At 72.6% G+C, this 16791-nt stretch carries 16 protein-coding genes; 6 read left to right on the plus strand and 10 right to left on the minus strand.

Going from position 1 to position 16791, the window contains the following annotated elements:
* Window positions 1–115: 115 nt before the first annotated feature.
* Entirely contained in the window at window positions 116–955 is an 840-nt protein-coding gene (locus SCWH03_RS09290) for a DUF4394 domain-containing protein (protein ID WP_173263679.1), read from the minus strand.
* A gap of 577 nt (window positions 956–1532) precedes the next feature.
* Here SCWH03_RS09290 and SCWH03_RS09295 point away from each other — a divergent pair.
* The 3 genes from SCWH03_RS09295 to SCWH03_RS09305 all read left to right on the plus strand — a co-directional run bounded on the left by SCWH03_RS09295 (window position 1533) and on the right by SCWH03_RS09305 (window position 3177).
* The gene (locus SCWH03_RS09295; RefSeq protein WP_173263680.1) at window positions 1533–1862 is read left to right on the plus strand and encodes a hypothetical protein; all 330 of its coding nucleotides are present in this window, start codon (window positions 1533–1535) and stop codon (window positions 1860–1862) included.
* Window positions 1863–2222: 360 nt separating this feature from the next.
* Complete coding sequence (locus tag SCWH03_RS09300; RefSeq protein WP_173263681.1) at window positions 2223–2423, plus strand: hypothetical protein; 201 nt, start codon at window positions 2223–2225, stop codon at window positions 2421–2423.
* Window positions 2424–2760: 337 nt separating this feature from the next.
* On the plus strand, window positions 2761–3177 hold the full coding sequence (locus SCWH03_RS09305) for a hypothetical protein (RefSeq protein WP_173263682.1): 417 nt from the start codon (window positions 2761–2763) through the stop codon (window positions 3175–3177).
* 883 nt (window positions 3178–4060) lie between these two features.
* Here SCWH03_RS09305 and SCWH03_RS09310 read toward each other — a convergent pair.
* Together SCWH03_RS09310 and SCWH03_RS09315 are read right to left on the minus strand one after the other, a co-directional pair.
* Window positions 4061–4243, minus strand: a complete 183-nt coding sequence (locus SCWH03_RS09310; protein WP_173263683.1) for a hypothetical protein — start codon at window positions 4241–4243, stop codon at window positions 4061–4063.
* A gap of 41 nt (window positions 4244–4284) precedes the next feature.
* On the minus strand, window positions 4285–4701 hold the full coding sequence (locus SCWH03_RS09315) for a hypothetical protein (RefSeq protein ID WP_173263684.1): 417 nt from the start codon (window positions 4699–4701) through the stop codon (window positions 4285–4287).
* Window positions 4702–4848: 147 nt separating this feature from the next.
* Between SCWH03_RS09315 and SCWH03_RS09320 the strand changes: the two genes are divergently transcribed.
* Both SCWH03_RS09320 and SCWH03_RS09325 read left to right on the plus strand, forming a co-directional pair.
* A complete protein-coding gene (locus SCWH03_RS09320) occupies window positions 4849–5103 on the plus strand; it encodes a GntR family transcriptional regulator (protein WP_173263685.1) in 255 nt (84 codons plus the stop codon).
* 222 nt (window positions 5104–5325) lie between these two features.
* Window positions 5326–5994 carry a TRM11 family SAM-dependent methyltransferase gene (locus SCWH03_RS09325; protein WP_216854729.1) on the plus strand — a complete coding sequence of 223 codons (669 nt, stop codon included), beginning with the start codon at window positions 5326–5328 and terminating at the stop codon, window positions 5992–5994.
* Window positions 5995–6075: 81 nt separating this feature from the next.
* On the opposite strand, the gene SCWH03_RS09330 is transcribed toward SCWH03_RS09325, so the two are convergent.
* Window positions 6076–6816 (minus strand): isocitrate lyase/PEP mutase family protein, encoded by a 741-nt coding sequence (locus SCWH03_RS09330; protein WP_173263687.1) that lies wholly within the window; start codon window positions 6814–6816, stop codon window positions 6076–6078.
* Window positions 6817–6862: 46 nt separating this feature from the next.
* Window positions 6863–8080 (minus strand): 3-deoxy-7-phosphoheptulonate synthase, encoded by a 1218-nt coding sequence (locus SCWH03_RS09335; protein WP_173263688.1) that lies wholly within the window; start codon window positions 8078–8080, stop codon window positions 6863–6865.
* Between the two features lie 583 nt (window positions 8081–8663).
* Between SCWH03_RS09335 and SCWH03_RS09340 the strand changes: the two genes are divergently transcribed.
* Window positions 8664–9542 (plus strand): LuxR family transcriptional regulator, encoded by an 879-nt coding sequence (locus SCWH03_RS09340; protein ID WP_173263689.1) that lies wholly within the window; start codon window positions 8664–8666, stop codon window positions 9540–9542.
* 74 nt (window positions 9543–9616) lie between these two features.
* Here the strand turns inward: SCWH03_RS09340 and SCWH03_RS09345 are convergent, their stop codons facing one another.
* From SCWH03_RS09345 to SCWH03_RS09365, 5 genes are all read right to left on the minus strand, one after another.
* The gene (locus SCWH03_RS09345) at window positions 9617–11071 is read right to left on the minus strand and encodes an ATP-binding protein (RefSeq protein ID WP_173263690.1); all 1455 of its coding nucleotides are present in this window, start codon (window positions 11069–11071) and stop codon (window positions 9617–9619) included.
* Between the two features lies 1 nt (window position 11072).
* Window positions 11073–11846 (minus strand): ATP-grasp domain-containing protein, encoded by a 774-nt coding sequence (locus SCWH03_RS09350; RefSeq protein ID WP_173263691.1) that lies wholly within the window; start codon window positions 11844–11846, stop codon window positions 11073–11075.
* Window positions 11843–14491, minus strand: a complete 2649-nt coding sequence (locus SCWH03_RS28870; protein ID WP_254076634.1) for an ATP-grasp domain-containing protein — start codon at window positions 14489–14491, stop codon at window positions 11843–11845. Before SCWH03_RS28870 ends, SCWH03_RS09350 begins: the two co-directional genes overlap by 4 nt.
* A gap of 79 nt (window positions 14492–14570) precedes the next feature.
* Window positions 14571–15839 carry an MFS transporter gene (locus tag SCWH03_RS09360; RefSeq protein ID WP_173263693.1) on the minus strand — a complete coding sequence of 423 codons (1269 nt, stop codon included), beginning with the start codon at window positions 15837–15839 and terminating at the stop codon, window positions 14571–14573.
* Window positions 15836–16783 carry a PLP-dependent cysteine synthase family protein gene (locus tag SCWH03_RS09365; RefSeq protein WP_173263694.1) on the minus strand — a complete coding sequence of 316 codons (948 nt, stop codon included), beginning with the start codon at window positions 16781–16783 and terminating at the stop codon, window positions 15836–15838. The genes SCWH03_RS09360 and SCWH03_RS09365 overlap by 4 nt, the downstream gene beginning before the upstream one ends.
* Between the last annotated feature and the right edge of the window lie 8 nt (window positions 16784–16791).

Raw genomic sequence — 16791 nt, forward strand, 5'->3', positions numbered from 1 at the left:
TCACGCCCCGCCGCCTCCAGGACCGCCGCGCTCCACGCACCCCGGACAAGAACGTCCGAATGCGGCCGGGCTGAGAGTGCCCGGGGTGTTCCGCGATGGTCCGGCCGTTTCTGGGCTACTTCTGGTTCAGCGGAATGGCGATGTCGAAGACCTGCCGGCCGGAGGGGAAGGAGCCGACCCTCTCGGCCCTGCCGGTGATGAGGCTGACTTCGTAGAAGCGCTGGGCGGCGTTGACGGTGAGGGCTGCGAAACCGCGGTGGCTCTGGTCCTTGGCGGAGAAGTAGATGTCGAAGCCCGCACCGGGACCCGCGTCCACGCCCAGGTTGCCGGTGGGGGCGAGCGTGCCGGAATTGGCGGGGGACTGCAGGACCACACGGTCGTTGCGGGTGTCGATGTCGAACAGACTGGTGGCGGTGTCCGTGTCCAGGTCGTTGTTGGTGTAGGCAGCACCGGTCACCCCGAGGGCGGCGCCTGGGGCCGGCGGGTTGGTGAGCGGGGTATCGGCGACGGTTCCGCCGACGGCGACGTCGACGTTGTGCCGCAGGTTCTGGCCGGCGTCGCTGATGATCCGCAGCCGGTCCGCGGCCGGGTTGAAGTCCACGCCGAAGAACCTGCCCTGAAGAACGATGCTCAGCTGGGACACCTTCGTCGCCGCAGCACTGCCGGTGCCGATGATGTATACGCCGCCGGCGTTGCCCACGCCGTACAGCAGGCCGTTGCGGACGCGGTAGTCGATGCCGACCAGATCCGTGTCGCCTTGCAGGCCCGTGACGGTGCCGATCGGGTCGACCCTGTTCGGCCGGTCCGCGCGGAACTGCACCAGCCGCAGGTCGTCGGTCAGTCCGATGACCTCCAGAGCTCTGCGGCCATCTCCCATGTCGGGGGCGGCGGCCACAGCCGGAACGGACACGGACCAGGCAGTGGCAAGCACCACTGCGAGAACTGCCTTGCGCATGAGAATCTCCGATGGAATCGAGGCACCCGTGCTGCCGGGCACCACCCCCACGACGACAACAGCCGCCTCCGTGCCGAGCAACCGCGAGGCGGCCAGACGGCGGCACCCCGGCCCGGGCGTGCGCGGCCTCGCGGGCCTTCTCCCCTTCCGCGGCCGCGGAAGGGCGGCGGGCTGTCCTGTCAGTCCCGGGGGACCGGGGATCGGGGGATCGGGGGCCCGGGGATCGGGGGCCCGGGGGCCCGGGGGACCATCACTTCGGGGACACCTTGCCGGGCGCGGCCGATCGCAGCGCGGGAACTCCCGTGATCGCGGGTCAGCGGGTACTTCTTCCTCTTTCCCCCTGCGCGGGCCGATCACCGGCCGGTGCGTCGGTGCCGAGTCCGTGGCCACTGCCGAAGCAGCTGCACCTACTCCGGAAGGTGGACTCGTCTTCGCGTGGCCATGTCTCTCACCTGCGAGGACGAATCGAACAGGCTGCCACGGACAGCGTCGGCGGCAATCCGGGCCATCACACGGTGCGAATGACTCACGGAATGCCCTTGACGGGCCTGAACACCAGAGAAAGTGAGTATCCGTGATGCGTAGTCTTCTGCGTGCCGCTGTCGTCACCGCCGTACTCGTTCCCGCCGCGATCGCCACCGCGGGAGCGGCCAGCGCGGACAGCTACGGGCAGCACAACTCGTCGGCCGGCCCCAACGGGGCCGTCTCCAGCCACGTCGCGAGCGGCACCACCGCCGACGGAGGCACCTACTACATCGAGCGCACCACCATGGCAGGCCCCGGCGGGGCGATGAGCTCCAGCACCCACAGCGTCGCCGACGGCGGTATGAGCCACGGCCAGGGTGACGGCGGGCTCGGCGGCGGACTCGGCGGCGGGTTCCTCGGCCTCGGCGGCCTCCTCGGCTGACAGTGAACCGGGCCGACCAGACGGCCCCCACCCAGCAGCGACCCCACCCCCGGCAGGGTGGGGCCGCGGCGGGCCGGGATGAGCCGGAAGGGCCCTGGCTGCCGGCTCGGTTACGGGATGGAGACCGTCCCGTTTGCGGAGCGGGGGTGCCCGTCCGTGACGCCCTGACACGCGTTCCTTCGGCGAGGACACCGCAGGCGTGCCCACCGGGGGCGTACAGCATCGACTGTCCGACCGGGCGATCCTCAACCTGACGGCCCGCGTCCGCCCGCCCGCGCCACCGCCCTTCGCCTCCCTTCACACCAGTACCCGGAACCGGGTCCGGACGGAGATCACGCGGATCGCTCCTGACCTGCCGGCATGGATGTCGATGCTCGCCCTCGTCGGCACCGCCGCGCGGTGGCGGCCCGCCGCCTGCGACTGCGGCGACTGTTCTCCGCCGCTGCCCCGCCGGTCGCCGACGGGCGGTGCCGCATCCTCCGCCTCGCGAAGCACCGGTCCCGGACCGGCGAGGTCACCGGCGCCCTGCAGTTGCCCACGGCCCTGCCGGACCCCGACTGACGGGCAACTTGCCGCTGCTACGAGCACGAGCAGCACCACCCCACCGGAGCCGTGGGACCCGGCGCCCACTCGACGCGACAGCCAAACCCGCGATCCGCCGTGATCAGTCCGGACGGCCGGAAGGGCCCGACAGCGATTCCGACGGACCGTCACTCAAGTTTCGTAGATGATCAATTATCGGCCATGTGTGAACACTTCATGGCTCATTTGTTTCTTCTCGGACCGAGTTGGTGTCCATAAGATCAACTCGCTCACTCCAGGGCAATGGAATGAGTCCAGAAACGGACCCCGCTCCGCCATTACGCAGCGGGAAATAGACCGAGGAGATGGAATTCCCATGCGCTTCAAAGCTCTGACGGTTGCCGTCGCCGCTGCGGGAGCCCTCGCGCTCGCCGCTTCCCCTGCCAGCGCTGCGGCGAACTGGCAGGAAGTGAAGACGAACAGCAACTGGGAATGTCTCCCTTACAAGACACACACCATATCCACGAACATCAAGTTCAAGCCGTGTGTCGTCACCAACGCCAACCACGACACGCAGGTCGTTCTCGTCGTCCAGCACTCAGGGACTGCCGCTGCCGTGATCGCTGGTGAGGTCGTATCGAGCTTCGGCAGCAACACGCTGTGCAACAGCTCGACCCTCAACCCGGGGTTCACCCGCGGCTGCTACGCACCGACGGTCACCGTCCCCTCGTCGGGCGGTGGAACCGTGAATGTGCGGCTGAGTGTCAACGGCACCAGCAACTGGTACGTCTGATCACGGTCTTTCACTAGGGGGCGGTCCCAGGAGTGGCCGGATGAGCGAGGACTGCCTCTGAGCGGGGACGGTAGCCGGGCCCGGGTCTCACACACCGACGAGCAGGTGGTCGTGGACCTCTACGGCGTGCAGGTGTCACGTCGGGCGCGCCCGTCCCCGTGCCGGCGCTCGGGCGCCCACTGCCCTCATCGACGCGTGTCCGGTGTTCGACCGCGGCGACCGCTCGGAAGTGCCCCACCTCATATACGGGCTCATGCACGGGTTTGGAGTGGGCTGCTGCGAGCGGCGCTGCGGGAACGTGATCGGCACCGGGCTCTTGCGGAACCACCGCAACCGGTCAGTTGTGAGAACCAGGCGGCAGCGGATTGCTCCCGAGCCGGCGACGGATCGCCCCGGCCTCGTGCTGACGTCCTGCGCCGCCGGGCACATGTGCGGCGAGTGACGGCAGGCGGCACGCCCCGCAACGCCGGGACCGGCCCGGTGAACCGAGTCGGGCCGGAAAGCGGGGATTCCGTCAGCCGAACGTGACACGGTCACGCGGTGTGACGTGGGGACGAGTGCCTGCCGGGGAGCGGCACGGGGCCGCCCCGGCGGTGGCCGGCTCCGCCGCCTGGCGGGCGGCGGGGAGGGCGGCGGCAGCCGGGAGTCGGCGATGGGGGCGCCGGCGGGCGGCCGCAGGTACGTCGGAGCCCGCGACAGCCCGGGGCTGAGGGCTGGGCCCGTACGGAAGACCCGTCGGCTCCGGGCATCCCGAGCCGCGAAGCCCCTAGCCGGGCCTCCCGCCGCTCCCGCCAGACGCGGACCAGTCCTCCGTACCCCCGGTGGGCCGCGGGCGGCAGACCGCCGTCGACACCGCTGCGGGGCGCCTCGACCAGCGGCGCGGTCAGTCGGCGCGGCCCTCGTGCCGTCGTCGCCCGTCCCCCAGGAGGTCGAGCGCGTCGGGTACCGGCGGGAAGCGCGGGGCGCACTCCGGGCAGGCGTACACGTTCCATCCGGGCCCGGAGCCCTGGTGCACCTCGGCGACGACCACGGGCTCATCCGTGACGCGCTGGCAGCGCACGCACATGCGGACCGGCTTCCGCGTGGGCGGCCTGGGGGCGGACTCGTTCACCGGGCCGCCCCCGTCAGGCACACGTGCCGGGCGGCCAGGTCCACGCCGACGTCCGCCGCCATCCCGGGGCCGAGGCCCCGCCACCGACGGCGGGCGGCCCGCTCCTCCTGGCGCTCGTACGCGGCCAGATAGGGGCGGACCAGGGCGGTGGCCTCACCGTCGAGCGTTTCGATCAGCCCGTACGGGGACCTGGGCCGCGCGCCCCCTCCCCCGGCCGGCCGGAACCGCTCGTACGGCGCCGACCGGGCTCCCTCCGGCCGCCGGGCCTCCTCCGCCGACCAGGCTCCCTCCGCGCGCCGGACGGAAGCCCGTGCGGCGGGCGGAGCGCAGGACCGGCGCCTCCCGGATCCAGGTGCCAGCGCGCCCGTCAGCCACGCGAGCAGCGCGAGCAGCGCAGCGATAGGGTTCCGCATAGCCGAAGCTCCTTTCTTCGGTCAGCCCCTGGGTACGGCCCTAGCCTGGCCGCCCGGGGGCGCTTGTGTGTGGGGCCACACTGTATCCGTAGTTATCCGCGGTTATCTACGGATGCGCAGAGACCTGCGGTCATCCACGCTGGCGACATGGACCTTGATCGCACTCGCCCACTCTGGAGACAGATCGCAGCGGAGATCATCCGGCGCATCGAGTGCGGGACCTACCCGCCGGGAAGCCGCGTGCCGTCCACCCTGGAGATCGCCCAGGAGTTCGGCGTGGTGAACGCGACGGCGGCCAAGGCCATGCGGGAGGTACGCGAACAAGGTTGGACTCGAGGCGAGGTGGGACTGGGGACGTTCGTCGTCGACCCGCTCCCGTCCGGTGGCGAGCCCGGCAGCTGACGGCGTCCGGCCCCACCACGACTCAGCCCCTCCCGGCCCCTCCCAGCCGGTTCCGGCCCCGGCCGGGGCGCATGCGGCGGGGCTCGCCCGGCGCCGTGCGAGCAGCGCGCCGGACGCCGCTCCCCGACCAGATCCCGACTCCGGGCAGGCCCTAGCATGGCGGTCCCGGTGCCGCGCGGTGCCCTGACCGCGGCCGGGAGGGCGAAGGGATGGTGGTTTCCGGTGGGGGTGGCCAGTTGGCTCGTGCTCGGAGGAGAGGACCCGGAGCATGCGCTTCCCGAGGCGGCGGGGCAGGCCGGTCTGGTCAGCCAGTTGCGGCCGTTGATCCGGGAGTTCAGCGCGCCCGGGGAGCTGGTTCTCGACCCGTTCGCCGGGTGGGGGACGACGCTGGTCGCGGCCTCGGTGGAGGGGCGGCGCGGGTTCGGCATCGAGGTGGACGCCGAGCGCGCCGAGAAGGCGCGCAGGCGCCTGGAGGGCTACCCGGGGCAGGAGTTGGTCCCCGGTGACGCCCGCAAGCCCCCGCTGGAGCCGGGCTCGGTCGATCTGGTCCTGTGCGACCTGCCGTACTTCGGCACCGATCTGAACACCGACGCCACCGACGGGGCGCAGTTCTACGCGCTGCGCGACTACGAGGACTACCTGGGCGCGCTGGACGAGGCGTTCGGCGCGATCGCGGGGACCATGCGCCCGGGCGCCCGGGCCGTCGTCGCGGTCCAGAACCGGCGCATCGCCGACCGGTTCGTTCCGCTGGCCTGGGACGCGGCGCGGGTGCTTGGCCGCCATCTCACACTGGGCGACGAGCGGGTGCATCTGTACGACCGCCCGGCGGGCGGTGACGACCCGATGCGCACCAACCGGTCGCACGAATACCTGCTGACGGCCGTCAAGTAGGGGTCGGCGCCCGCCCCCGGGCCGGTCGGTGACCGGCCCGGGGGCGGGCGCCGGGGGCGGGCGCATGGGGGGCGCGTGAGGCTACCGGGCCCCGTATGCCCGTCCGATCTTCCGCGCCAGGTCGGTGACGTCGGCAGCGGCCTGCTGGTACAGGCCGCCGCCGAAGGTGACCCGGGCGGCACCGAGGGAGCCGAGCCTGCTGGGCGACGCGCCGCCGGGGCGGTACAGGGCGTTCAGCGGCTTGCCGACACCGTTGGCCAGGTCGGGGAGCACTTCCTCGGGGGCGAGGATCGGGTAGACGACGTCCGCGCCGGCGTCGACGTACAGGCGGGCGCGCTTGACGGCCGACTCCGCCGAGCGGTCGCCGTAGAGGAAGGTGTCGATCCGGGCGTTCAGCACCAGGCGGTCGCCGGCGGCGACGCCGACCTCGGAGAGCCACTCCGCGTGCTGCCCGGCGTCCTTGAGCCGCCCCGCCGCGGAGTCCTCCAGGTTGCAGCCGGCCACGCCCGCGTCGAGCAGCCGCTCGACGATCTCGGCGGGGGCGAGGCCGTAGCCGGCCTCGATGTCCGCCGTCACCGGCACTCCGGCGGAGCGGACGATCCGCTTGATCGCGGCGAACATCTCGTCGGCCGGGGTGTGCTCACCGTCGTCGTACCCGAGTACGGCGGCGACCGCCGCGCTGGAGGTCGCCAGCGCGGGGAAGCCGGCCTCGGCGAACGCGTGTGCGCTGACCGCGTCCCAGACATTGGGGATGACCAGCGGGTCTCCTGGTTCGGTCCGCTGGTGAAGTGCCAGGAACTCCCCGGCACGGGTGGCCACCATCAGGCGGTCTCCTCACTCGTCGTCGTCGGGCGACGGGGTGGCAGCGTCACACCGTCGCCCAGGTGGTCCCGCGGTCGGTGACCGGAGAAGCCGTGTACATGGCAGCGAGCTCGAAGGCGACGTCCAGTGACTGACCGAGGTTCAGCCGAGGGTCGCAGACGGTCTCGTAGCGGGTGGGCAGGTCCTCGAAACGGATCTCGTAGGTGCCGCCCACGCACTCGGTGACATGATCACCGGTCAGCTCCAGGTGGAAACCGCCGGGATGGGTCCCGAGCGAGCGGTGGACCTCGAGGAAGCCCCTGATCTCGTCGAGCACATCGTCCAGCCTGCGGGTCTTGTGCCCCGTCGGGGAGGACACGGTGTTGCCGTGCACCGGATCGCAGACCCAGACCACCTCGGCGCCGGACGCCGCGACCTTCGCCACCAGGTCGGGCAGCGCGTCGCGCACCGCGCCCGCGCCCATCCGGCTGATGAAGGTCAGCCGGCCCGGTTCACGGTCCGGGTCGAGCAGGTCGATGAGGCGCAGTGCGTCGTCCGGGGTGCTGGACGGGCCGAGTTTGACGGCGACCGGGTTGCGCACCCGGGCGGCGAAGGCGACGTGCGCGCCGTCCGGCCGGCGGGTGCGCTCGCCGATCCACAGCAGGTGCCCGGAGAGGGCGTAGCGGCCGGCCGGGGTGAGACGGCTGAGTGCGCGCTCGTACTCCAGGATCAGGGCCTCGTGGCTGGTCCAGAACTCGCCGCCGTCGGCGGCTGTGAGCCGTTCCAGGTCGTTCAGGGTCCCCAGGGAGGCGTGGTAGACGCGCCGCAACCGGTCCGGGTCCGGGGTCCGCGCGGCGGCGGTGAAGGCCGGGCCGTTGACCATGTCCCCTCGGTAGGCGGGGAGTTCGACGTCTCCGCGCAGTTCGGTCGGGCTCGACCGCGGTTTGGCGAACTGTCCCGCGATGCGGCCCAGCCTGATCACCGGAAGGCCGGAGGCCTCGGAGACGACCGCGGCCATGAGGTTCAGGGTGCGGTACTTGGCCGCTGTGGTGTCCGGGCCGGCTTCGGCGAGGCTCTCGGCGCAGTCGCCCCCCTGGAGCAGGAGCGCCTCGCCTCGGGCGACCGCGGCCAGCCGTTCCCGCAGGCGGTCGCAGTCCTCGGCCGCGACGAGCGCGGGGAGGGCTGCGAGGTCGTCCGCGGCCCGGCGCAGCGCGGCGGTGTCGGGCCAGTCGGGTTGCTGGGCGGCGGGCGGGCCGGTCATGGCGGAGGAGTGGTTCGGGTTCATCAGGTATCGCCCCTTCGTCCGCCGAGGGGCGCGGCTCTCGCGCTGCCTCGGCGGGTTGGTCCGGCACCGGGGCGGCCGGCGGGTTCCCGGGGCCGAAGGGTGTACCCCGGTACCGAACTCTTCCTAGTGTCGGGCCAGTTGCCGTGCGGCAGTGGTGCGAGTGGAGAGGTGTGGGGGGCGGGTCGGGCCGAAGGCGGATCAGCTCACGCGGGCAGGGCCGGGCACGGCGTTCCAGCCCACGTCCCTGGTGCCACCGGAGCACTCGAGGCCGGCTCGTCCGGTTCCGGCCGGAGCCGGGGTCCTGCGTGTGCGTGTGCGTGTGGTGGCGGGTATTTCACGGTTCGTCATTTTTTTCACCCTGATTGTTTCACCGTGGCTCAACGGCCGGAAGGCTTCCGGTGATTGATGCGGCATACCGGTTGCGAATAACCGAATTCCACCGCCCTGACCTGCCCCCTTGCCGCCTCAGAGGCAACTATGTATCCCCCTCGACTGTCTGAAAAGGATGACCGATACTTCGGGTAGGCGCACTTCGGTGAAGCGAAGGATGCAAATGGAAATACACTGGAATAAATCAGACAGTATGGGCTTAACAGTGACCGGCGCCGAGACTCAGGACGGCACCCTGGCCATCACCCTGCCACCCGACGACCCAGCCTGCCGCGAGGCACTGACCCGCGTGGGCGAAGCGCTGGGAGACCTGTCCCGCGCCGTCTCCAGCAGAGCGGGGCGGCCTCCTTCCGCGACCGTGCCACTGCCCGGGCAGGACTCTCCGGCGGTGGGCTTCGAGAGCATCGAGGGACTGCCCCGGATCAACGCCGCGATCCAGGACCTGCTCGACGGCGTCACCTTCGAGATCCTCACCGCCCAGCCCGACGGGCCGCGCCCGATCGCGGTGCTGGACGAGGCGCTGACCTCGGTGCGCGACCGGATCGCGGCAGGCGTCTCGATGCGGACCCTGTACCAGCACAGCACGCGGTTCGACGAGCCCACCAAGGAGTACGTCCGGGCGGTCACGTCGTACGGCGCCCAAGTGCGCACCCTGGCGGAGTTCTTCGACCGGATGATCATCGTCGACCGGCGCGCCGCGCTGATCCCCGCGAACGCGGCGCGCACCTCGGCCGTGGTGATCACCCTCCCGGCCGTGGTGCACTTCCTCGCCGACATCTTCGAGCGCGCCTGGGACCGTGCCGAGTCGTACCCCTTCCTGCCGGTGCGGGCGGCGGACGCGGCGCCCGAGGTCATTCCGGCGATCCGCGGGTCTATCCGGAGGCTGCTCATCGAGGGCAGATCGGACAAGGAGATCGCCCGGCGGCTCGGCCTCAGCCTGCGCTCCCTGCAGGCGCACGTCGCCCGCCTCAAGGAGGAGCACGGCGCAGAACACCGGCTCCAACTGGGCTATCTGATGGGTCTGCGGAGCGTCGCGGCGGCCGACCGGGAACGCGAAGCCGACGGTCCCTGACCCGGCGGGTGCAGCGGTGGCCCGGCCGACGTCCCGTGCCGGCCGGGCCATGCCCCGGGCGCTCGAGGGACGGCTCAGACCATGTCGCCGAGGTCCGTTTCGCCGGCCGGCGCGCCGCCGGAGGCCGCACCGCCGGAGGCCGCACCGCCGGAGGCCGCGCCGGCGCCGGCGCCGGCGCCGGTTCCAGGCGCCGCACCACCGGCCGGCGCACCGCCGAGGTCCGTTTCGCCGAGTTCCGTTTCGCCGAGGGCCGCCCCGCCGGCAGGCGCACCGTCGACCGGCTCAAGGAGCAGCTCGCCCAGGAACCACTCCTCCAGGGCCCGCAGCCGGGCCTCGCACTGCGCCCGGTCGGCGCCCGAGACCAGCGCGGTGAGCAGGAAGTCGGAGGAGTACGCGGCCTCCCGCATGGTCTGTCCCGGCCCGACGAACACCTGGTACTTCTCGACCCAGGGGAGGTCAGGCGGTTGCTGCGGAATCCGCACCACCCGGCCGGGACGCTTCATCAGCACCAGCTGTCCCACCATCCGCTGCGGCGTGCGCTTCTCCGCGCCGAGCCACCCGGGCAGCGGAAGGCCGAGCTGTGCCCGGACCCATGCCTCGCCCGGATCGACGCCGAACATCAGGCGGACGATGTCGCGGATCGCGGCACCGCCGTTGCGGCAGGCGATCTCGCACAGCACCAGCTCGTCCTCGGGCGTGTGGAAGACCTCCGCGTGGAAGGCGAAGTCCTCCGGGCCGCCGAGCGCCTCCAAGGTCCGCTCGGTGAACTCCAGCAGCCGATGGGCCAGCGGATCGTCCACGTCGAGGGTCAGGTCCAGCCGGGCCCCGGTGTCGGTCGCGTACGAGGCCAGCGCGTACTGGTACTGCGAGGCCCAGGCGAACACCGTACGGCCGCCCACGACCAGCCCGTCCACATGGCACATCCGGCCCGGCACGAACGCCTCGGCGAGCAGGTTCGGCAGATGCGGCCCGTACAGGTCGAGGCCGTCGGCCAGATGCGCGTCCAGCTCGTCGCGGGAGCCGAGGATCCGCAGGCCGACCGATCCGGCGCTGTCCACCGGCTTGAGCACCAGCGGGTAGCCGTGCCGCTCGGCGAAGCCGATGAGTTCGGTGGCGCTCTCCACCTCGAGGTACGGGGCCACGGCCAGTCCCGCGGCCTCGGCTCTGCGCTTCATCAGCGCCTTGTCGCGGTAGGGCAGCACGGTCTCCATCCGCTGCCCGGGGAGCCCGAGCATGTCGCGCAGCTCGGCGGCCCGCTCGAGGTCGCGCTCCTGGCAGGCGACGAGGTGCCTGACGCCGTGCTCGCGCGCCCAGGCCAGGGCGAGCCGCTCCAGATCGCCCCCGGTCTCGTACGCGTCCACGGCGGCGGTCCGCCGGTAGGAGCCGCCCTCGGGCGGCAACTCCTCCGACACCAGGGCCAGATGCTCGCGGGAGGCGATCAGCAGCAGATCGCCCTCGTAGTCCGCCAGCCATGCGTGGTACGGGGTTCCCGTCAGCGAACCCCGGTGGTGCAGGATCAGTACGGACATCTCAGAGCACCTCCGAGGACAGCGGGTCGATCCCGGCCTGGGCCCGCACCAGTGCGCGGGCCGGCCGGGATTCGGGGGCGTAGCGCACCGCGTGCACCCGCCGGTCCCCGTCCGGGCCCCGGACGGTCTCCACCACGTACGGGTGCCCCGGGTCGACGGGCAGCGCCCCGGGCAGCGGCAGGTCGACATCGCGCCGCGGCTCAACCATGAGGGCGGGTTCCACGGTCAGGCTCGGTACCGCCGCCGGATCCGCGGGCAGCAGCCCGCCCGCCACCGCGGCGCCCAGCGCGGCCTCGTCGGCGGGCTCGGCGACCACCGGCCGGTCCGGGCCCCTGCGGCGCCGGATCACCAGCGGGTAGCCCCACTGATGCGCCCACCAGTACAGATCGGCGACCCGCCGCACCTCGGCCCGGGGGGTCGTGGCGATCCGGGCCCGCGCCAGCAGCGCGTGCGCCGCCATCGAGTCGGCGAGGGCCAGCGCGGCCTCCCGGGTCCGGCCGGGGAGGCCGAACCGCTCGCGCAGGCACGCCGCCCGCAGCTGGTCCCCCGGCGCGATCGCCACCACCGCCCGGACCGGCCTGCGGGCGGCGGAGGCGAGGACGGCCAGCTCGGCCCCGGCGCCTTGCTCGTACCGCTCCACCACCGACACCTCGGCGAAGCCAGGGTGGGCGCCCGCCCGGCCGGTGACCAGGTGCAGCTCCTCGCCGGCGTCGGCGAGCCAGCGGGGGCAGCCGGCCGCGTACCGGCCGTCGGGGTCCAGCACGACCAGGGTCATCGGTCCTCGTCCTCGGCCTCGGTCGCGGTCTCGGTCGCGGCCTCGGTCGCGGCCTCGGTCTCGGTCGCGGTCGCCTCCTCGGTCGCGTCCTCGATCGACACGGTCAGCACGGTGGCGAGCAGCTTCTCGCAGAGCACGACCGCCTCGTCCGTGCCGGCGGCGGTGACGGCCAGCAGGCCGAGCCGGTCCCAGTTGTCCTGGATCGGCCGGATCACCGAACCGGGCCGGGCCGCCAGGTCGAGGGCGAGCACCGACGGGTGGGCGCGCAGCTCGTCGGCGCCGGTGATCGCGGCGACCCGGCCGGGACGGCCGACGATGCCGCGCACACAGCCGGCCGCGACCGGCTCCGGGCGCTTGGCCATCGGCTCCACCAGGCCGAACGGCCAGGCGATGGCGTAGCGGGTCAGATCGACGCCGTACGCGGCCTGGACCAGTTCCGGGATGCGGTCGCCGCCCAGCCGGTTGTGGCCCTCGATGATCAGCGGCCCGCGCGAGCTGAGCCGCAGTTCGGTGTGGCTGGGGCCGTCGGTGATGCCGATCGCGTCGAGGAACTCGCCGGCGGCCTCGACGAGGCGCTGCTCGTCCGCCGGGTCCAGCCGGGCCGGCTGGGCGTGCCCGAGCTCCACGAAGTGCCCGCCGCCGGTGAGCTTCTCGGTGACGGCGACCACGGTGTGCCGCCCGTGGAAGCTGAAGGCCTCGACGCTGTACTCGGGGCCGTCGATGTACTGCTCCATCAGGAACTCGGTGACCGCGTACATCGTGGAGCCGCGGTCCATGCCGGTGCGGCGGGCCTCGCCGATCCGCTCCCACACCCCGTCCACGTCCTGGGGGCCGGCGACCCGGAACAGGGCGTAGCCGGCGGTCAGGTCCACCGGCTTGACCACGAAGGGGTAGCCGTGGGCCGCGCCGAAATCGGCCAGGGAGTCCCGGCCGGTGAGCGGCTCGGCGGCGACCGTGGGGGCACCGGCCGCGGCGAGGTGGCGGCGCATGGCGAGCTTGTCACGGAGCAGCCGGGCCGGTTCGAAGCCGGTGCCGCCGAGGCCGAACAGGTCGTTCACCCGGCCCGCGGGCTCGAGACCGGGTTCGGTGAGCGACAGCGCGGCGGAGAAGTTCCAGATCGTGTGGGCGGCCCTGGCGAGCGGCTCGAGCACCGACCAGTCGGTGTAGTCCGCGATCAGGGTGACGTCGGCCAGCTCGGCCTGCTCGGGCTGGAACTTCTCCTTGTGCTGGACCAGGATCACGTTCAGCCCCAGCTCCTTGGCGATCCGCACCGGTTCGGTGAGATGGCCGATCAGGAGCAGGGTGCGGTCGGGCCGCATCGGGGCGGCGGGCGCGGCCGTCACGGCGTTCAGCACGGCGGAGCCCGTCTCCACCCTCGGCAGCGCCTTCGTCTCGGCGGCCAGGCGTTCGGCCTCCTCGGCGGTGCCGCCCGTCACGATCACATGGCCGTGCCGGGAGCCGGAGTGCCGGGTCGGCGGCAGCACGTCGCCCTCGGCGAACGGGAACCGGACGCCGTGCACATGGGGGAGGGCGTCGAGTTCCGCCATGCCCTCCAAGCGGGTGATCCTGCCCGGCGGGAAGGCGAAGAACGAGATGGCCGCCGTCCGTTCGGCGGGGGCCGGCTCGGCGGTGCCGCCGACCAGCAGGTCGAAGACGGCCCCCTCGATGTCGAAGCCGGTGGCGAGCCGGATGAGGGCGGGGATCCGGTCGCCGCCGAACCGGGCCTGCGACTCCACCACCCGGGGGCCGGCTCCGGTGAGGATGACCTCGGTGTGGGCCGGGCCGAACCGGTATCCGGCCGCGTCCAGCACCGCGGTGACCAGTGCGCCGATCGCGTCGGCGTCGGTGTCCGCCAGCGGCGCGGGGAAGACGTGCCCGGTCTCCACGAACGCCGGGGCGGGCGTCTTGCGCTTGGCGGTGATGCCGACCACCAGATGGCGGCCCCCGCGGGTGAGCGTCTCGACGCTGAACTCCGGCCCGCGCAGATACTCCTCGACCAGCACCGGCCCCCGGTACCCGTGCCCGGCCAGCTCCCGCCGCCAGGCGTCGAGGTCTGCGGGGCCTCTCACCAGGCGTACGGCGGCGCTGCCCTGCAGCCGGGTCGGCTTCACCACCGCGGGCAGCCCGAAGCCGGCCAGCAGTGACGCGACCTCGTCGGGGGTGCCGGCGACCGCGGTGCGCACCGGGGACAGGCCGTGCCCGGCGAGCAGCTCGCGCAGCGCCGCCTTGTCGTTGAGCCGCCGGAGCGCCTCCGGCGGGTTGAGGGCCAGCCCGAGGGCTTGGGCCTCCTCGGCGACGGCGACCATGGTGGCCTCCTCACCCAGGTGCAGCAGGCAGCCGACGTCGTGGGCGAGCGCGGTCCGGCGGACCAGGCGGCGCAGCGCGGCCTCGTCGGAGAAGTCCACCCACAGCATCTCCCTGGAGGCCTTCTCGACCCCCGCGAGATAGGAGGCGGGCTGGAGCGTCGGGTCCCAGATCGACCAGACCTCGAAGCCGAGGGCGACGGCCTTCTCGACGAACTGGGTGTACGGCTGCACCATCAGCAGCCGGTTGTTGGCGGGTGCCGCGTGCTCGGTCTTCGCCGCGTGCTCACCCTCCGCGGGTGCCGCGTGCTCGGTCTTCGCGGGTGCTGCGTGCTCGGTCACGGAGTGCCATCCCATCCACGGCGGGTGCGGGGGTCACCGGTGGCCCCCTCTTCTGCGGGCACCGGTGGGGTGCTCGGGGTCATGCGCCGGCCTCGGCCTTCGGCTCCTCGGCGGCCGCGCGGGCGTCCTGGATCCGGAAGAGCTGCCGGTACAGCAGGATCGCGGCCGCGCAGAAGGCCGCGTACAGCAGGGCCATCACCCAGGGCTCGACGACCGAGCCGAGGATCACCGACAGCGAGCCGACCATGTAGCCGAGCCGGACGTGCAGTCCGTAGGCGGCCATGTACTTGGTACGGGAGCCCGCGGGCACCAGGGCGGCCACCAGGCTCTGGTTGACGGGCTGGTTCATCAGCTCCCCCAGGGTGACCACGACGGCCGCCGCGATCATCAGCCAGGCGTTGTCGCCGAGCGCCCACGCGATATAGCCGGCGGTGAAGATCACCACCCCGGCCACCAGGCGCAGCCGGTCGTCGAGGCGCCCCAGCAGCCGGCCGGCCCACAGGCCGCAGGCCACGACGAGCAGGGTGTTGGTGGCCCGCAGGATGCCCAGCACGTTCACCCCGTCGACGGTCACCTGCCAGGAGCCCAGCGACAGCAGTTGCTGCTCGGGGAAGTCGGAGCCGAGCCGGACGGCGAGATAGGAGGAGATCTGGACCTCCACGGACCAGACCAGCAGGGCCGCGAGGACGAGCCGCAGGAACACCTTGTCGCGGGTCACCGCGAGATAGCCGCGCAGGGCGGGGCGCACCCCGCGGGGATTGCGCGCGGCCTCGGGCGGCGCGGTCTCGGTCAGCGCCAGGAACGTCACCACGAAGATCCCGCCGGTGGCGATCGCTGCCGCGGTCAGCAGATGGAAGAAGTACCCGCCGTAGAAGAAGCCGCCGACCAGCGAGCCGAGCATGAAGGCGACGTTGATCACCCAGTAGTTGATCGTGTAGACGGCGGTGCGGCTCTCCGGGGTGGAGACGTCCACGATCATCGCCTCGTTGGCGGGCAGCGCGAGGGCCGCCATGCAGGCGGCGCTCAGATAGAGCACGTAGGTCGCGGGACCGGACTGCAGCAGCGGCGAGTTGACCAGGGCGAGGCCCGCGTAGGAGAGGAAGACGCCGATCTCGCCGGCCATCAGCACCTTACGGCGGCCGTACACGTCGGACAGGTGCCCGCCGACCAGGTTGCAGCCCACCGTGGCCACCGCCACGGCCAGCGTCATCAGGCCGGCGGTGGCCGCACCGTACAGGCGCGCGAAGTGGATGACCATCAGCGGGACCAGCATGATGTCGAAGAACCGCTGGAAGAAGCCGACGCCGATCCGCAGCTTGAGGTTGCGGTGCAGTTCGCCGAATCTCACCGCTCCTCCTCCGGCGGCCACCAGCTGAGGTAGCGCTCCCCGCTGTCGGGGAAGACGGTGACGACGGTCGCCCCGGACAGGTCGTGACGGCGCGTCAGCTCACGGCAGGCGTGGGCGGCGGCGCCGGAGGAGACACCGACCAGCAGGCCGCTGCCGGCGGCCAGCGCCCGGGTCGTGGCCGCGGCGTCCTCGTCGGAGACCACGACCACCTCGTCGATGCAGGCGACATCGGTGACGGGGCTGGTGAAGCCGCCGTTCAGGCCGGGTATCCGGTGCGGGCCGGGGGAACCGCCGGACAGCAGCGCGGAGCCCTCCGGCTCGACCGCGACGACGCGCAGCGCGGGGTTGCGCTCGCGCAGGTAGTGGGCGATCCCGGTGAGGGTGCCTCCGGTGCCGACGCCGCAGACCAGGACGTCCACCCGCCCGCCGGTGCCGCGCCAGATCTCCGGCCCGGTGGTCTCGTAGTGGGCCCGGACGTTGGCCGGGTTCTCGTGCTGCCGGGCGTACCAGGAGCCGGGGATCTCGGCGTGGAGTTTCTCGGCGCGCTCGACACAGCCGGCGAGGCCCAGCTCCGGGTCGGTGAACTCCACTTCGGCGCCGAGCATCCGCAGCGTCATGACCCGCTCAGCCGAGGCGCTCTGCGGGAGCACGATGACACACGGGTGGCGGTGGGCGGCGGCCAGGGCCGCGAGCGCGATGCCGGTGTTGCCGGAGGTGGACTCGATGACGGTGGCCCCGGGCGCCAGTTCGCCGGAGGCCTTCGCGGCGCGGATCATGTACAGGGCGGGCCGGTCCTTGATGCTGGAGAGCGGGTTCGCCGCCTCCAGTTTGGCCAGGACGGTCACGTCCCGCGGGACGCCGTCCATGGGCAGGTGCAGCAGGGGGGTGTTGCCGACCAGGTCCTCGAACGAGGCGGTCGCTCCCGCGGCCGGTGGGTTGGTCATCGGTTACC

It is taken from the genome of Streptomyces pacificus (genome assembly GCF_011766325.1).
GTDB classification, from domain to species: domain Bacteria; phylum Actinomycetota; class Actinomycetes; order Streptomycetales; family Streptomycetaceae; genus Streptomyces; species Streptomyces pacificus.

What these genes read in the sequence shown, in the direction of transcription:
- SCWH03_RS09310 (WP_173263683.1), bottom strand. Translation starts at nt 4,243, where the DNA reads ATGTGCGTGCGCTGCCAGCGCGTCACGGATGAGCCCGTGGTCGTCGCC.
- SCWH03_RS09350 (WP_173263691.1), bottom strand. Translation starts at nt 11,846, where the DNA reads ATGACCCTGGTCGTGCTGGACCCCGACGGCCGGTACGCGGCCGGCTGC.
- SCWH03_RS09330 (WP_173263687.1), bottom strand. Translation starts at nt 6,816, where the DNA reads ATGGTGGCCACCCGTGCCGGGGAGTTCCTGGCACTTCACCAGCGGACC.
- SCWH03_RS09340 (WP_173263689.1), top strand. Translation starts at nt 8,664, where the DNA reads ATGGGCTTAACAGTGACCGGCGCCGAGACTCAGGACGGCACCCTGGCC.
- SCWH03_RS09305 (WP_173263682.1), top strand. Translation starts at nt 2,761, where the DNA reads ATGCGCTTCAAAGCTCTGACGGTTGCCGTCGCCGCTGCGGGAGCCCTC.
- SCWH03_RS09300 (WP_173263681.1), top strand. Translation starts at nt 2,223, where the DNA reads ATGGATGTCGATGCTCGCCCTCGTCGGCACCGCCGCGCGGTGGCGGCC.
- SCWH03_RS09290 (WP_173263679.1), bottom strand. Translation starts at nt 955, where the DNA reads ATGCGCAAGGCAGTTCTCGCAGTGGTGCTTGCCACTGCCTGGTCCGTG.
- SCWH03_RS09335 (WP_173263688.1), bottom strand. Translation starts at nt 8,080, where the DNA reads ATGAACCCGAACCACTCCTCCGCCATGACCGGCCCGCCCGCCGCCCAG.
- SCWH03_RS09365 (WP_173263694.1), bottom strand. Translation starts at nt 16,783, where the DNA reads ATGACCAACCCACCGGCCGCGGGAGCGACCGCCTCGTTCGAGGACCTG.
- SCWH03_RS09295 (WP_173263680.1), top strand. Translation starts at nt 1,533, where the DNA reads ATGCGTAGTCTTCTGCGTGCCGCTGTCGTCACCGCCGTACTCGTTCCC.
- SCWH03_RS09315 (WP_173263684.1), bottom strand. Translation starts at nt 4,701, where the DNA reads ATGCGGAACCCTATCGCTGCGCTGCTCGCGCTGCTCGCGTGGCTGACG.
- SCWH03_RS09320 (WP_173263685.1), top strand. Translation starts at nt 4,849, where the DNA reads ATGGACCTTGATCGCACTCGCCCACTCTGGAGACAGATCGCAGCGGAG.
- SCWH03_RS09345 (WP_173263690.1), bottom strand. Translation starts at nt 11,071, where the DNA reads ATGTCCGTACTGATCCTGCACCACCGGGGTTCGCTGACGGGAACCCCG.